This window comes from Arthrobacter sp. FW306-04-A (assembly GCF_044358315.1).
Taxonomy (GTDB): Bacteria; Actinomycetota; Actinomycetes; order Actinomycetales; family Micrococcaceae; genus Arthrobacter.
In genome coordinates this window covers 2,288,641-2,304,360 of record NZ_CP084559.1, presented here as the reverse complement: position 1 = coordinate 2,304,360, position 15,720 = coordinate 2,288,641, and the positions used below count along the sequence as shown (strand labels likewise).

14 protein-coding genes are annotated in these 15,720 nt (G+C 63.7%); all 14 read right to left on the bottom strand.

Annotated elements, in window-relative coordinates; genetic code table 11:
- Positions 1-58: 58 nt before the first annotated feature.
- On the bottom strand, positions 59-1,288 hold the full coding sequence (gene metK / locus LFT43_RS10550; RefSeq protein WP_395796558.1) for a methionine adenosyltransferase: 1,230 nt from the start codon (positions 1,286-1,288) through the stop codon (positions 59-61).
- A gap of 76 nt (positions 1,289-1,364) precedes the next feature.
- Positions 1,365-2,612, bottom strand: coding sequence for a bifunctional phosphopantothenoylcysteine decarboxylase/phosphopantothenate--cysteine ligase CoaBC (gene coaBC / locus LFT43_RS10545; RefSeq protein ID WP_395796556.1), 1,248 nt, complete (start codon positions 2,610-2,612; stop codon positions 1,365-1,367).
- A gap of 26 nt (positions 2,613-2,638) precedes the next feature.
- Positions 2,639-2,899, bottom strand: a complete 261-nt coding sequence (gene rpoZ / locus LFT43_RS10540) for a DNA-directed RNA polymerase subunit omega (protein WP_395796554.1) — start codon at positions 2,897-2,899, stop codon at positions 2,639-2,641.
- Between the two features lie 39 nt (positions 2,900-2,938).
- Positions 2,939-3,511, bottom strand: a complete 573-nt coding sequence (gene gmk / locus LFT43_RS10535; RefSeq protein ID WP_028267126.1) for a guanylate kinase — start codon at positions 3,509-3,511, stop codon at positions 2,939-2,941.
- A 40-nt stretch (positions 3,512-3,551) separates the two neighbouring features.
- On the bottom strand, positions 3,552-3,878 hold the full coding sequence (gene mihF, locus LFT43_RS10530; RefSeq protein ID WP_395796551.1) for an integration host factor, actinobacterial type: 327 nt from the start codon (positions 3,876-3,878) through the stop codon (positions 3,552-3,554).
- Positions 3,879-3,987: 109 nt separating this feature from the next.
- Positions 3,988-4,881: an orotidine-5'-phosphate decarboxylase gene (gene pyrF, locus LFT43_RS10525; RefSeq protein WP_395796549.1), complete on the bottom strand. Its 894-nt coding sequence runs from the start codon at positions 4,879-4,881 to the stop codon at positions 3,988-3,990.
- Positions 4,874-8,182 (bottom strand): carbamoyl-phosphate synthase large subunit, encoded by a 3,309-nt coding sequence (gene carB / locus LFT43_RS10520; RefSeq protein ID WP_395796547.1) that lies wholly within the window; start codon positions 8,180-8,182, stop codon positions 4,874-4,876. Before carB ends, pyrF begins: the two co-directional genes overlap by 8 nt.
- Positions 8,182-9,486, bottom strand: a complete 1,305-nt coding sequence (carA, locus tag LFT43_RS10515; protein WP_395796545.1) for a glutamine-hydrolyzing carbamoyl-phosphate synthase small subunit — start codon at positions 9,484-9,486, stop codon at positions 8,182-8,184. The genes carB and carA overlap by 1 nt, the downstream gene beginning before the upstream one ends.
- Positions 9,467-9,985, bottom strand: coding sequence for a hypothetical protein (locus LFT43_RS10510; protein ID WP_395796543.1), 519 nt, complete (start codon positions 9,983-9,985; stop codon positions 9,467-9,469). The genes carA and LFT43_RS10510 overlap by 20 nt, the downstream gene beginning before the upstream one ends.
- Positions 9,985-11,346 (bottom strand): dihydroorotase, encoded by a 1,362-nt coding sequence (locus tag LFT43_RS10505; protein ID WP_395796541.1) that lies wholly within the window; start codon positions 11,344-11,346, stop codon positions 9,985-9,987. Before LFT43_RS10505 ends, LFT43_RS10510 begins: the two co-directional genes overlap by 1 nt.
- Positions 11,346-12,359 (bottom strand): aspartate carbamoyltransferase catalytic subunit, encoded by a 1,014-nt coding sequence (locus tag LFT43_RS10500; protein ID WP_395796539.1) that lies wholly within the window; start codon positions 12,357-12,359, stop codon positions 11,346-11,348. Before LFT43_RS10500 ends, LFT43_RS10505 begins: the two co-directional genes overlap by 1 nt.
- Entirely contained in the window at positions 12,356-12,937 is a 582-nt protein-coding gene (pyrR, locus tag LFT43_RS10495; RefSeq protein ID WP_395796537.1) for a bifunctional pyr operon transcriptional regulator/uracil phosphoribosyltransferase PyrR, read from the bottom strand. Before pyrR ends, LFT43_RS10500 begins: the two co-directional genes overlap by 4 nt.
- A 180-nt stretch (positions 12,938-13,117) precedes the next feature.
- Complete coding sequence (locus tag LFT43_RS10490; RefSeq protein WP_395796535.1) at positions 13,118-13,783, bottom strand: response regulator transcription factor; 666 nt, start codon at positions 13,781-13,783, stop codon at positions 13,118-13,120.
- The gene (locus LFT43_RS10485; protein ID WP_395803008.1) at positions 13,780-15,303 is read right to left on the bottom strand and encodes a sensor histidine kinase; all 1,524 of its coding nucleotides are present in this window, start codon (positions 15,301-15,303) and stop codon (positions 13,780-13,782) included. Before LFT43_RS10485 ends, LFT43_RS10490 begins: the two co-directional genes overlap by 4 nt.
- Positions 15,304-15,720: the final 417 nt, after the last annotated feature.

The window sequence follows — 15,720 nt, the reverse complement described above, 5'->3', positions numbered from 1 at the left end:
CAGACACCACCGACAATTTTGCCTTTGGCGGATCAGTCCCTGGCCGACACGGTCCGGATCAGGCGTTGAAAAATTCCTTCAACTCGTCCACCCGGTCCAGCCGCTCCCACGTGAAATCGGGCTCGTCGCGGCCGAAGTGGCCGTGCGCTGCCGTCTTGGCGTAGATGGGACGCTTGAGGTCAAGGGCGTCGATGATGGCCCTCGGACGGAGGTCGAAGATCTCGGCAATTGCTTCGCTGATCTTGGCCGGGTCAACAGTCTCGGTACCGAAGGTCTCGACGTACGTGCCGACCGGACGCGCCTGGCCGATCGCGTAGGCGATCTGGATTTCGGCGCGCTTCGCCAGCCCTGCGGCCACGACGTTCTTGGCTACCCAGCGCATCGCGTAGGCAGCCGAACGGTCAACCTTCGACGGATCCTTCCCGGAGAAAGCACCGCCGCCGTGGCGGGCCATGCCGCCATAAGTGTCAACAATGATCTTGCGGCCGGTCAGTCCGGCATCGCCGACAGGTCCGCCGATCACGAAGGCGCCGGCCGGGTTCAGGATGTTCGCGACGTGGGAGATATCCAGGTTGGACACTGCCAGGACGGGTTCGATCACGTGCGACGCCAGATCGGCGCGCAAGCGATCGAGGTGGGTTCCTTCGGCGTGCTGGCTGGAAATGACCACCGTTTCAACGGAAACCGGGCGGTCGCGGTCGTACCCGACCGTTACCTGGGTCTTGCCGTCAGGGCGCAGGTAGGCCAGTTCGCCGCTCTTGCGAACTTCCGTCAGCCGCTCGGAGAGGCGGTGGGCCAGCCAAATGGGGGTTGGCATGTAGGACGGGGTTTCGTCACTCGCGTAGCCGAACATGATGCCCTGGTCACCGGCGCCTTGGAGATCATAGTCGTCCTCCTGGCGGCCCTCGCGGGCCTCGAGGGAGTTGAAGACGCCGCCGGCGATGTCGTTGGACTGCTGGCCGATCGAGACTGACACTCCGCAACGGGCGCCGTCGAAGCCGTTGGCGGAAGAGTCATAACCGATTCCGAGGATGGTCTCGCGGACGATCTGCGGAATTTCTACATATGCGTCCGTAGTGACTTCGCCAGCCACGTGCACCAAGCCGGTGGTGGCCATGGTCTCAACAGCCACGCGCGACTCGGGGTCTGCTGCCAGAAGCGCGTCAAGGATGGCGTCGCTGATCTGGTCGCAGATCTTGTCCGGGTGCCCTTCCGTGACCGACTCTGAAGTGAAGAGCCGGAGCTTGGACGGGGTTCCGTGGGATTCATGATGCAGCGGTAAAGTCACTCGACTACCTTACTCGGTTGAGGGCGGTCGGCTTCCGCCGTGTGTCCCTTTGCTAAGGAATGAGCTGCGTCCACGCCTAGGTGGCCGGGTGCACGCGACTCAACTCGGTACTGATGCGGTCAATGACGGCGGCGGCGACGTCGGATTTGGACCCCGCCGCGGACTGCGGCGCCTCACCATGGCCGGAGAGAATGATCACAGAATTCTCGTCTTGGCCGAACACGCGCCTGACGCCGACCTGGTTGACCACCAAAAGATCACAGCCTTTGCGTTTGAGCTTGGCGGTGGCGTGTTCCAGGACGTTGCCGTCTTCGTCGCCGGTTTCGGCTGCGAATCCAACGATCAACTGTGTGGTTGAACCGGCGTCGCGGCGCTGTACCAGCTCATGCAGGATGTCAGGGTTCCGTACGAGGCGCACTACGGGAGCGTCCTCGCCTTCGCTCTTCTTGATTTTGGTGTCTGAAACTTCAGCGGGACGGAAATCAGCCACTGCAGCCGCCATGATCACGACGTCGGAGCCGACGGCGGCTTCCAGCGCAGCGTCGCGAAGTTCCAAAGCAGATTCAACCTGGACCAGCTCAACGCCGGCGGGAGGCTGGACGTCCATATGGGCGGCAAGGAATCTCACGTTCGCGCCGGCGTCGAGGGCTGCCGCGGCGAGGGCAACGCCCTGCTTGCCGGAAGACCTGTTCCCGAGGAAACGAACCGGATCCAGGGCTTCCCTGGTGCCGCCCGCGGAAATCGTGATTGTTCGCCCGGAGAGAGGTTTGGCGCCAACAAGCTGCGTGGAATGCGCGGAGGCGTCCACCAAAGCGAGGGCGGCCTCGAAAATGGACTCCGGTTCGGGGAGCCTGCCCGGTCCGGAATCGGCGCCAGTCAGCCGGCCCACTGCGGGTTCAAGGACCGTGATGCCACGGCTGCGCAGTGTCTCCACGTTCGCCTGGGTTGCTTGGTTCTGCCACATTTCGGTGTGCATTGCCGGCGCAAAAAGAACCGGGCAATGTGCCATGAGGAGCGTGTTGGTGAGTAGGTCTCCGGCTTGGCCTGTTGCGGCCTTGGCCAACAGGTCGGCGGTTGCCGGGGCAACCACGATGAGATCGGCCTCGTGACCAAGCCGGACGTGGTTGACCTTCTCTACGTCGTCAAAGACACTGTTGCTCACGGGATTGCCCGAGAGCGCCTCCCAGGTAGCGACCCCAACGAAGCGGGTAGCCGCTTCCGTGGGAATGACCGTGACCTTGTGTCCGGCTTCAGTAAAAAGCCGGAGGAGCGATGCAACCTTGTAGGCTGCGATCCCTCCCCCGACTCCGAGGACTATGCGCACGTGACCTCCGTCAACAGGCAGTCTGTTTACTCTGCGGGCTCGATCGGGGTGGAAACCAGCAGGCCTTCGTTGATCTCGCGCAGGGCGATGGAAAGCGACTTCTCGTTCAGCTTCGTATCGACCAGCGGGCCAACGTACTCGAAGAGGCCCTCGTGCAGCTGGGCGTAGTAGGCGTTGATCTGGCGCGCGCGCTTGGCGCCGAAGATCACCAGGCCGTACTTCGAATCGGCAGCCTTAAGCAGCGAATCGATCGGCGGGTTGATGATGCCTTCAAGGTTCGTGGACACGAAATCTCCAAATTCTAACGGGCTGACAAGTGCTAGCGCTTAGCGCTGGTGCGGGGTAAGCCCCATGAGTGAAACGAGCTCGTCCGCTGCCCGGCGTACGTCGTCATTGATGACGGTGTGGTCAAACTCCGGTTCAGCGGCAAGTTCCAGTTTAGCGGTTTCCAGCCGTCGCCGCTGTTCCTCGGGGGTTTCGGTGCCGCGTCCTACCAAGCGGCGGACCATTTCGTCCCAACTAGGTGGCGCGAGGAAGACGAAGTTCGCGTCCGGGACAGCGGCCTTGACCTGGCGCGCGCCCTGCAAATCGATCTCCAGCAGTACGGACTTGCCTTCGGCGATGGCGGCGTCGACCGTGCTTCGGAGCGTGCCGTAGCGGTTCTTGCCGTGCACCACTGCCCACTCGAGCAACTGGCCATCTTCAACTAGCGCGTCGAATTCCTCGGCGGATTTGAAGAAGTAATGGACGCCGTCCGTCTCCCCCGGACGCGGCGCCCGGGTGGTGGCTGAAACTGACAGCCAGACCTCAGGGTAATTGTCGCGGATATAAGTGGATACGGTTCCCTTGCCGACGGCAGTGGGGCCTGCGAGGACGGTCAGTCCCGGATTCTTGCTCACATCGTCCTTCGTGGAGAGGCGTTATACGCTGCATTTCTTGTTAAACGCTGTATTTGTCTTCCATAAAATCTATCAGCGACCGGGACTGATGAATTCCCAGACCCCTGAGCCTGCGTGAGGGTGCAATTCCAATCTCCGCCATGATGGCCGCGGCCCGGACCGGACCAACACCCGGAACAGCCTCCAGAAGCTCGGAAACCCGCATGCGTGCGAGGGCCTCTTCAGTCTGCGCCGACTTGATCAGCCCGGAGATGCTGAGTTCGCCGGTCCTGAGCTGCTCCTTTGCCAAGGCCCGTCTTGCCCGGGCTCTGGCGGCCTTTTCCAAGGCATCGGAACGTTCCTCTGCAGACAAGACTTTCAACGTCACTGACACATCCCCCTTTGGCCGGCATCGAGTGCGTAGCGGTTTGGACTGCTCCCGAAGCTACCGCGTGGTCAGTGCGGAGCGCAATGCACTGGACCCACCAAGATCTCGTCTAACCATCCAGCAAGCCGTCCCGGGTGGCCTCAGTAGCGGAACGCAATCCGGCAACTGTGGGACCAGCGGCCAGGATTCCGCGGCTCGACGTCGCCAGTACCGCCGGATAGGCCTCACCGAAAGTGGCACGCAGATCCGCCGGCGTGGCGCCCTGGGCTCCCAGTCCGGGAGCCAGGATGGGGCCCCGAACCGCGTTGAGGTCCAAGCCAAGGTCCACCAAGGCCGTGCCGATAGTCGCGCCCACCACAAGACCGACGGATCCCATGCCTACCGAACCTAGAGCGCCGGCATAGCGACGGTTCTCGTCGGCGGCCGCCTCAACGATACGCCGGGCCACTGACTCGGAACCGCCAACGTGCTGAACGGACTTGCCCTCGGGGTTGGAAGTCAGGGCAAGGACGAAAACACCCCGGCCACACCCGGCAGCGAGGTCCAAGGCCGGCCGCAGTGACTCGAATCCGAGATATGGGCTCAGCGTGACCGAATCCGCAACCAAAGACGAACCGTCGCGCAGCCAAGCGTCGGCATAAGCAGCCATCGTGGAGCCGATGTCTCCACGCTTGGCATCAGCAATGCTCAAGACGCCGGCGTCGGACGCAGCCGCAAGGGTCCGTTCCAGCACGGCCATGCCCGCGGAGCCGTGGCGCTCATAGAGCGCCACTTGGGGCTTCACCGCGGCAGCGAGTGTCGCCACGGCCTCCACAACCGTGAGCGAAAAACGCTCCAGCCCGGCGACGTCGTCGTTCAATCCCCAGTCCGCCAGCAACCCGGGGTGCGGGTCGATGCCCACACACAAGGGGCCGCGGGCAGCCATGGCGGCAGCCAAGCGGGAACCGAACGGCTCCCGCTCCGGCTGCCCAAGGGGAGGCCCTACTACAGCAGACTCAGGCATTGACGGCCTCGGTAGATGCTTTCAGGTTAGCGGCGTGCTCCTGCAAGCTGGTCACCGACCACTCGTAGGTGCGCAGCGCCTCGATTGCCTGCACCGCGGCGTTGAACTCTGCCACGGTGGTGATGCACGGGATGCCGATGGACGTAGCGGCCGCGCGGAGCTCGTAGCCGTCGCTGCGGGCTTCGCCACCGGAAGGCGTGTTGAAGACCATGTCGATCTCACCGGCAATAATGAGGTCCGCGATGGTGCCTTCGCCCTCTGCGCTGCTGCCCTCCGCGACCTTGCGGACCGGGGTTGCCTGGATGCCGTTGCGGCGCAGGACGTCCGCGGTACCGCCGGTGGAGACAATCTCGAATCCGAGATCGGACAGGCGCTTGACGCCCATTATCACCGAGCGCTTGTCCCGGTTGGCGACCGAGACGAAGATCTTCCCCTCGGTGGGCAACGCGTTGTTGGCTGCGGCCTGGCTCTTGGCGAAAGCGGTGTCGAAGTGCTTGTCGATGCCCATGACCTCGCCCGTGGATCGCATTTCGGGGCCGAGCAGCGAGTCCACCACCTTGCCTTCAGGAGTCCGGAAGCGGCTGAACGGCAGCACCGCTTCCTTCACCGAGACAGGGGCGTCGAGCGGCAGGGTTGAGCCGTCGCCCGTTTCCGGCAGCATCTTGTAGGCGCTGCGCAACTGGTTGATGGTGACGCCGGTACCGATCAGGGCTGCAGCCTTGGCCATCTGCACGCCCGTTGCCTTGGACACGAACGGAACCGTGCGGGAAGCGCGCGGGTTGGCCTCGAGCACGTAGAGCACGTCGGAAGCCAGCGCGAACTGGATGTTGATGAGGCCGCGGACGCCGACGCCTTCCGCGATCGCCCGGGTGGCCGTGCGGACCCTTTCGATCACGTTGTTGCCGAGGGTGATCGGGGGCAGGACGCACGCGGAGTCACCGGAATGGATGCCGGCTTCCTCGATGTGTTCCATGATGCCGCCGAGGTACATGTCCGTGCCGTCGAAGAGTGCGTCAACGTCGATTTCGACGGCGTCCTCGAGGAAGCGGTCGATCAGCACCGGGTGGTCCGGGGTGATTTCCGTCGCGTTGGCGATGTAGCGCGAGAGGTTGGCTTCGTCATAGACGATTTCCATGCCTCGGCCGCCGAGGACGTACGAAGGGCGAACGAGGACCGGGTAGCCGATTTCGTCGGCGATCTTCTTGGCGTCCTCGAACGACACGGCGGTGCCGTTCTTCGGGGCGATCAGTCCGGCCCGGTCGAGCACGCGGGAGAACATGCCGCGGTGCTCAGCGAGGTCGATGGCTTCCGGCGAGGTGCCCAGGATCGGCACACCGGCGTCTGCCAGCTGCTGTGCGAGCTTGAGCGGGGTCTGGCCGCCGAGCTGGACGAACACGCCCATGACCCCACCGGTGCGTTCCTCCGCGGCGATGACTTCGAGGACGTCCTCAAGGGTCAGCGGTTCGAAGTAGAGGCGCGTGGAGACATCGTAGTCCGTGGACACGGTTTCCGGGTTGCAGTTGACCATGACGGTCTCGTAGCCGGCCTTGCGCAGCGCCATGGAGGCGTGCACGCAGGAGTAGTCGAACTCGATGCCCTGGCCGATGCGGTTGGGGCCGGAGCCCAGGATGATGATGGAAGGCTTGGCGTGCAGGCCCACCTCGTCCTCTTCGTCGTACGAGGAGTAGTGGTACGGAGTATAGGCGGCAAATTCGGCGGCGCAGGTGTCCACCGTCTTGTAGACCGGACGGATGCGCAGGGCCTGGCGGACGCCGCGCACAACAGCCTCCGGGTTGTGCGTCAGGACGCCGATCTGCTCATCCGAGAAGCCGTGGCGCTTGGCGTTGCGCAGCATGTCTTCGGTCAGGGCACCGGCCTTGCGGATCTCCTGGGAGATCTCGTTGAGCAACTGCAGCTGGTCCAGGAACCACGGATCAATCTTGGTGGCGGCGTAGAGCTCTTCAACCGAAGCGCCTCCGAGCAAAGCGCGCTGGACCTGGTGGAGGCGGTCCGTCGTCGGGCGCTTGGACTTCTCGATGAGTTCCGGAACTTCCCACTCGGGCACGTGGCTGAAGTCCAGCTGCGAGCCTTTTTGCTCAAGGGAGCGAAGCGCCTTCTGCAGGGCTTCCGTGAAGTTGCGGCCCATGGCCATCGCTTCACCGACGGACTTCATGGTGGTGGTCAGTGTGTTGTCCGCGGCCGGGAACTTCTCGAACGCGAAACGCGGAACCTTGACCACGACATAGTCGAGCGTCGGCTCGAAGCTCGCCGGCGTCTTCTGCGTGATGTCGTTCGGGATCTCGTCCAGGGTGTAACCGAGGGAGAGCTTGGTGGCGATCTTGGCGATCGCGAAGCCCGTTGCCTTGGAGGCCAGCGCCGAGGAGCGCGAAACACGCGGGTTCATCTCAATCACGACGACGCGGCCCGTGTCCGGCTCGATCGCGAACTGGATGTTGCAGCCACCCGTGTCGACGCCGACTTCGCGGATGACGGCGATGGAGATGTCGCGCAGGCGCTGGTATTCGCGGTCCGTCAGGGTCAGGGCGGGTGCAACGGTGATGGAGTCGCCGGTGTGGACGCCTACGGGATCGAAGTTCTCGATGGAGCACACAACAACGACGTTGTCGTTCTTGTCGCGCATCATTTCCAGCTCGTATTCCTTCCAGCCGAGGATGCTCTCTTCCAGGAGGACCTCGGAGGTGGGGCTGTACTGCAGGCCCTGGCCCACGATGCGGCGCAGGTCGTCCTCGTTGTAGGCCAGGCCCGAGCCCAGGCCGCCCATGGTGAAGGACGGACGGACAACCATCGGGTAACCGAGGTCTTCCGCCGCAGTCAGTGCTTCATCCATGGTGTGGATGATGTGGCTGCGGGCCGACTCGGCACCGCAACGCTCCACGACACCCTTGAACTTTTCCCGGTCTTCGCCGAGTTCGATCGCGGCAATGTTGGCACCGATGAGTTCGACGTTGTACTTCTCGAGCACGCCGTTCTTGTCCAGGGCGATGGCCGTGTTGAGGGCCGTCTGTCCACCTAGCGTGGGCAGGAGGGCATCCGGGCGCTCCTTCGCGATGATCTTTTCGACCACCTCGGGAGTGATGGGCTCGACGTACGTGGCATCGGCGAACTCGGGGTCGGTCATGATGGTGGCCGGATTGGAGTTCACGAGGATGACGCGCAGGCCTTCCTCCTTCAGCACCCGCAGTGCCTGGGTGCCGGAGTAGTCGAATTCGGCTGCCTGGCCGATGACGATCGGGCCGGAACCGATAACGAGGACGCTCTTGAGATCTGTACGCTTTGGCATTACTTGGTGTCCTCGTTCTTCGCGGAGTTCGATGTCTGAGTGGCGGCGGCCTGCGCGGCGTTCCGGCCGTTCTTCGTGCTCTCCATCAGGTCGATGAAGCGGTCGAAGAGGTAGGCGGCGTCGTGCGGACCGGCTGCGGCTTCGGGGTGGTACTGGACCGAGAAGGCCGGGATGTCGAGGCAGGCGAGTCCTTCGACGACGTCGTCGTTGAGGCTTACGTGGCTGACCTCCACACGGCCAAAGCGCTCTTCCGGAGCCAGCGTGGCGCCATCCATGGGCGCGTCGACGGCGAAGCCGTGGTTCTGCGAGGTGATCTCCACTTTGCCCGTACGGCGGTCCATTACCGGCTGGTTGATACCGCGGTGGCCGTACTTGAGTTTGTAGGTACCGAATCCGAGCGCGCGGCCCAGGATCTGGTTGCCGAAGCAGATGCCGAAGTACGGCAGTTTCTCATCGAGCACCGAGCGGAGCAGCTTCACCTGGACGTCCGCGGTGGCGGGGTCGCCAGGGCCGTTGGACATGAAAAAGCCGTCAGGGTTGACTGCCTTGACGTCATCCAGGGTGGCCGTCGCGGGCAGGACGTGGACGCGGACGCCGCGTTCGGCGAAGCGCACCGGGGTCATGGCCTTGATGCCAAGATCGATCGCGGCGATGCTGAATTTCGCTTCGCCCTCCCAACCGTGGTCCGCTGGTTCAACGACGTATGCCTCGTCGATGCTTACTTCTTCGGCCAGGCGGGCGCCTTCCATGGGGGCGCTGGCGAGGACGGTGTCCAGGAGTTCCTTGTCTGTGGCCTTGGCTGCCTCGCCGGAGAAGATGCCTGCGCGCATGGTCTTGTGCTCGCGCAGGTGCCGGGTGATGGCACGGGTGTCCACGGCCTGGATTCCAACGATGCCCTGCTCAACGAGCTCTTCATCAAGGCTGCGCTCCGAGCGCCAGTTGGAGGGGCGGCGTGCGGCGTCGCGGACCACATAGCCGGCCACCCAGATGCGGCGTGACTCGGCGTCTTCCTTGTTCACGCCGGTGTTGCCGATGTGCGGAGCCGTCTGGACCACCAGCTGGCGGGCGTAGGAGGGATCCGTAATGGTTTCCTGGTAGCCGGTCATGCCGGTGGCGAAAACGGCCTCGCCCAGGGCAACGCCCGTGGCGCCGTAGCTGCGGCCGCGGAACGTGCGGCCGTCTTCGAGGACCAGCACTGCTGCGGTGGACTCTGCTGGGTTGTTTGTGGTCACTGGGTTGGCTGTCATTGCGTTGCCTGTCACTGCGTTGGTGTCCGTCACGTTGTTACTTTCCACTATCGGCATCTGCCTGGGGGGCTGCAGAGATCAATTCTTGAAGTGCTTCGAGGAGGGGTTGCTTGTCGGCGGCGCGCCTGGTCCTGAATCCGGTATCGAGCTCACGTTCTCCGAGCATCCAGCTCAAGACCACTAGCCCGTCCTTTTCCACGAACTTTCCGGCCATGCCGCTGGCGCTGCGGCAATCGGTCACGGCTCGCGATGGAATGAACAGTGGTCCGGTTCCCGCGCGATCGAAGAGGACGCCTTCCGGATGGACGCTGATTTCCGCGTTCCCGCGGAAGCCCAGGCCATGAACGGCGATCCGGTCAAGCCAGTCTCCCGACGTCGTCGTGGCCACGTACTGGCCTTCAGCCACGATGCCTGCCGTGCTGAGCTGTTCGGGCACCTCCGGAAGCTGCCCGACGCCGGCCTGCCGCTTGAGCCTGCTGCGCCAACCCATTGCGATGAGTCCGGCGGCGACTGCGGCAAGGCACAAGACCAGGAGCAGGGAAGCGATTTTGTCCATCAGTTGCTGCTGCCTGCGCCGGCACTGTCCGCGGCGTAGCGGTACGGCGTATTGAGCTTGCCGTCCAGTACGGTCGGGTGGCCCTTGAAGAAAGTGGCGATGACGGCGCCCGGCAACTCCTTGCCCGCAAAGGGTGAGTTCCGGCCCATGGTCGCCATCTTATGCGGATCCACAGTCCAGCGGGCAGCCGGGTCCACGAGGATCACATTGGCAGGCTCGCCGGCCTCAAGCGGGCGTCCCTGATCTGCCACACGGCCAATGGCCGCGGGCACCGTGGACGTGACGCGGGCGAAGTCGGCCCACGTCATGAGCCCCGTCTCGATCATGGTTTCCTGGACTACCGACAGGGCTGTTTCCAGGCCCGTCATGCCCATCGCTGCCTGTGCCCACTCACATTCCTTGTGCTCGCTCGGATGCGGGGCGTGGTCCGTGCCCACGACGTCGATGGTGCCGTCGGCGAGCCCTGCGCGGAGCGCCTGGACATCCGCGTCGGTACGCAGCGGCGGGTTGACCTTGTAGACGGGGTCATAGCTGCGGACCAGCTCATCGGTGAGCAACAAGTGGTGGGGCGTGACCTCAGCAGTGACGTTGATTCCACGTTCCTTGGCCCAGCGGACGATCTCCACCGAGCCGGCAGTCGATACGTGGCAGACGTGCAGGCGGGAGCCGACGTGCTGGGCCAGGAGCACGTCGCGGGCGATGATGCTCTCCTCGGCGACCGCCGGCCAACCGGCAAGGCCGAGAACGGCGGAGACGGTGCCCTCGTTCATTTGGGCGCCCGCGGTGAGGCGCGGTTCCTGCGCGTGCTGGGCAACGACGCCGTCGAACGCCTTGACGTACTCAAGGGCACGACGCATCAGCACGGGATCGTGCACGCAGATGCCGTCGTCGGAGAAGACGCGGACCTGGGCGCGGGAGTCGGCCATGGCACCGAGCTCGGCGAGCTGCTCGCCGGCGAGCCCGACCGTGACGGCACCCACTGGACGCACATCCACCCAGCCGGAGGCTCGGCCCAGGCTGTGGACCTGCTCGACGACGCCGGCGGTATCGGCCACCGGGTTGCTGTTGGCCATGGCGTGCACCGCGGTGTAGCCGCCGAGGGCTGCGGCACGGGTTCCCGTTTCTACGGTTTCGGCGTCTTCGCGACCGGGTTCGCGCAAATGGGTGTGGATGTCGACCATGCCGGGAAGTGCCACGAGGCCGGCGGCCTCGATCACCACGGCGCCTTCTGCGGACAGGCCGGTTCCTCGCTCAGCGATGACGCCGTCGCGGATCAAGAGGTCCTCGGCGTCGCCACCCAGGATGGCCGCGCCGCGGATCAGATAGGTACCGGTTGCTGTACCTGTTGCGGTCTCGGTCATCAGTTGCTCTCCTTGTTGGAACGGGCGGTGCCCGGTGTGGCGGCGGCTTCACGGGTGTCCCCCGAGAGCAGCAGGTACAGGGCGGCCATCCGGACCGACACACCGTTGCGGACCTGGGCCAGCACGGTGGAGCGGGGCGAATCCGCGGCGGCGGAGGAAATTTCCAGTCCGCGGTTCATGGGGCCGGGGTGCATGATGATGGTGTCCTTGAGCCCGAGTTCGTCGAGGGCCCGGAGGCGGGCATCGTCGAAGCCCCAACGGCGCGAATATTCGCGCGTCGAAGGGAAGAAGGAAGCATTCATGCGCTCACCCTGCACACGCAGCATCATTATCGCGTCCACTCCGGCCTCGAGTGTCTCGTCAAGGTTGTAACTGACCTTGCACGGCCAGTGTTCGACGCCGATCGGCAGCAAGGTGGGTGGAGCCACCAGGGTTACTTCCGCACCAAGGGTGCGCAGCAGCCACACGTTGGAACGGGCGACCCGGGAGTGCAGGACGTCGCCGGCGATGGCTACTCGCATACCGCTGAGGTCTGCTCCGTTGGATGCCGAGCCTTTCAGCTTGGACCAGTGGCGGCGCATCGTGAAGGCGTCCAGAAGGGCCTGGGTGGGGTGTTCGTGCGTGCCGTCGCCGGCGTTGATGACGGCAGCGTCGATCCAGTCGGTGGCAGCCAAGCGGTGCGGTGCACCGGAGGCCCAGTGACGGATGACCACCGCGTCTGCGCCCATCGCGGCAAGGGTCTGCGCGGTGTCCTTGAGGGACTCGCCTTTTGATACCGAGGAACCCTTTGCCGCGAAGTTGATGACGTCGGCGGAAAGCCGCTTAGCCGCCGCCTCGAAGGAAATACGGGTCCGGGTGGAGTCCTCGAAGAAGAGGTTGACCACCGTGCGGCCGCGCAAGGCGGGGAGCTTCTTGACTTCCCGGTCCCCCACCGCGGCCATCTCTTCGGCGGTGTCCAGGATCCGGATGGCGTTCGCGGCGCTGAGGTTCTCCGTGGAGAGCAGGTGTTTCATGCGCCGGCCTCTATCACAACTTCATTGATGGGCTGACCGTCCACCGAATCGAGTTCTTCCAAGTGGACCCGGACTTTTTCCGAGGAAGACGTTGGCAGGTTCTTGCCTACGTGGTCCGCGCGGATGGGCAATTCGCGATGGCCACGGTCCACGAGCACGGCGAGGCGAACGATGCGGGGCCGGCCAAGGTCGATGATGGCGTCGAGGGCTGCCCGGATGGTGCGGCCGGAGTACAGGACATCGTCGATGAGGACAACAACCTTGTTGTCAATGCCGGACAGCGGCAGCCTTGTGGGATAGGGGGGCCTGGCAGGCTGGTGGGAAAGATCGTCCCTGAACATGGTGACGTCCAGCTGACCGACGATTGCGGAGGCGTTGACGGACGGATCCGCGGCGGCGATCTTCTCTGCCAGCCGCACAGCCAGCGGATAGCCGCGGCGTGGGATGCCCAGAAGAACCAGATCCTGCGAGCCCTTGTTGGCCTCGAGGATCTCGTGGGCGATACGAGTGAGCGCACGGTCGATGTCCGCGTGGTTGAGGACAACCCGGGATGGCACCGGCGCAGTGACTTCAGTCATCGCTCGTCTCCCCTTTCCCCGCCTCACGGGACGGAATTAAAAAAGGAACATTTGCCCTTCAAAATTACCACAGGGATGACAGCCGTCCGACGCGCCCCGGGTCTCCGCACCGCGTTTTAGCTCACACCCGTCCGGGTACAGGCGCTTCCGGGGCCGGAGCGGAGCGAAGCCACGCAGAAGTCAGACTTCCACCAGCCGGTACCCCGTACCCCGGACCGTGGCCAGGCGGTCCGCGCCCAGCTTCTTTCGTAGGTACAACACGTAGACGTCCACCACGTTGGACGCTCCGTCATAGTCATAACCCCATACGCGGCTGAGCAATTGTTCCCGGGACAGTACCTGTCCGGGATGGCGCATGAACGTCTCCGCCAACGCAAATTCGCGGGAAGACAGCTCTATTTCCTTGCCATTCAATTTTGCATTCCGGGAGTGCAGGTCCAGTTCGAGGAGACCACATTTCAGTATGTGATCCAACGTGCCGGGTAAGGGACTGCGGAGGCGGATCCGTATCCGGGCAAGCAGCTCCTCGAATCGGAAAGGTTTGGCCAGATAGTCATCCGCCCCGCCGTCGAGGCCTGCAACGGTGTCATGAACCGACGTCCGGGCCGTAACCATTATCACTGGAAGATGGACTTTGGTCTCGCGCAGCAATCCCAGAACGGTAAATCCGTCCAGGCGGGGCAGGCCGGCGTCGAGAATCAACAAATCAAATTGGCCCGACGTGGCGTAGTCCAGGGCCGTGATCCCGTCGGCCACCACGGAGGGTGTGTGTCCGGCGGCGCGCAGGCCCTTCTCCATGAACGTGGAGATCCGCGCCTCGTCCTCGGCTATCAAGATCCGGCTCATGATGCGGCCGCCTCGCTCATCACGGGAATATGCAACGTGAATGTAGATCCTTGGCCTGGAGCCGAATTCACCGTGACCCGCCCCGAATGTGCCTCGGCGATTGCCGTAACAATTGCGAGCCCGAGACCGGCCCCCGCTTCGCCCCGACCGGTTTCGACCCTGCCGAACCGCTCAAAAATCCGCTCCTGGTCCCGGGCGTCGATACCCATGCCGGTGTCGCGGACCCAAACGGCCAAGGTCTCGGGACCGGACACCCCGCCTTCGCTGACCATTCCGGGTTCAACCCTGCAACCCAACGCTATTGTGGCTTCATCATCGGTGTACTTGACGGCGTTGGCCGCGAGCTGGACGAGTGCTTGTGTCAGGCGTTGCGGGTCGGCATTCACCACGGCATCGCACAGTTCATCCACTTTCCATTGCCTGTTGGCGAGCACGCGGATCTTTTCCATGACCTCGTCAGTGAAGCGGGCTACGTTCAGTTCCTCCCGCCTGACGAACTCCGGACGCTGCGCATTGGCCAGCAACAGGAGATCATCCACCAACCTTTGCATCCGGGAGAGTTCATCGAGCAGCAGCGCCCGCGTCTCGGCGACGTCTGACGGGTCGTCATCCGACATCAGTTCCAAGTGACCACGCAAGATGGTCAAGGGGGTGCGAAGTTCATGCCCGACATCGTCGATGAACCGATGTTGTTCTTGGGCACCCGCATCGAGCCGTTCAAGCATCAGATTGAACTTGTGAGCCAATTGGGATACGTCGTCGGCCCGCGACCGCTCGTCCACGCGCTGGCTTAGGTCGTCGTGGCTGACTACTTCGGTTGCTTCGCGCATCCGGCGCAGCGGACGGAGAAGGCGCCCAGCGAAAACGGTGCCGATCAGACCAGTCGCAAGCAACGCCCCGCCGGAAACCATCGTGTAGGTCCGGATCGAGGAAAGAATTCTCTCCTCCTGATCCGACGTATCCCGGCCGACCAGGAAAAATGACTGGCTTCCGCCAGCGCCGAGGCTCACCGGCCGGATCGTCAGCCGCATTCGGTCCTTGTCCGCGCCCAGGCTTCCGACGACGACGCGTGCCGGATCCGCCATGTTGAGGACCGGGCCGTATAGGGACTCCGGGAGCACAGGGTCATCCGGATTGCCCTCGACTTTCCAATCCAGCCGCCCATCGACGAATGCCGCTATCACTTCGTGCCTGCCGGGATCGATTTCGTGTGCCGCTGACCGGAGCTGGGAGATAGACGGCGCGCCGGCTCCTGATGATCCGGCGCGGGCAAGTTTTTCCACATTCTGTGCTTTGTCGGAAAGACTCTGATCAACACGGCTATTCAGTTCCGTGAAGGACACCACGAACGTCACGACTCCAGTCAGGACGAGGCTGGCAAGCATCATGAGGAGCATCATGGCCAACACCAGGAAACGGACCGACCGCACCCTGGACTGAACGCCGATCCAAGCGTTTCCGGCAGCGACACGAAGAGTGGGACTTGACGGATCCGCGGAGTCCGTACCGCGCCACCTCATGCCGCGCACGCGCCAAACTCGAGGCATTGGCCCACCCCATTTTTCACCAACAGCATCGATCAATACCGGCATACCGTCCTTTTGGGAAGGTGCGGGACCCGATCTGGCGTACAGCCAGCCACAGCTCTGGCGTACCGAAGCGATGTTAGTCAACCAATCCTGGCGCCGCACGAGTAGTGACTACCTGTTAATTCGGCCTTCTTCCGTTGAGTCTCCGGCACGGCACGGAGGCCCTGATCATCGGCGGCGACCCATGTTGCGGGCGTTCATGAGAAACCCCTCATGTTGGCCACATCCCCCCCTCATGTCCGGTCGCGACAATAGGTATCCCACTTTCACCTCGGCCCTGGGGAATGACTGACTACGGAGGCTCACCGTGGAACCGCTACGGATTGTCTTGTATTCGCACGACTCGCT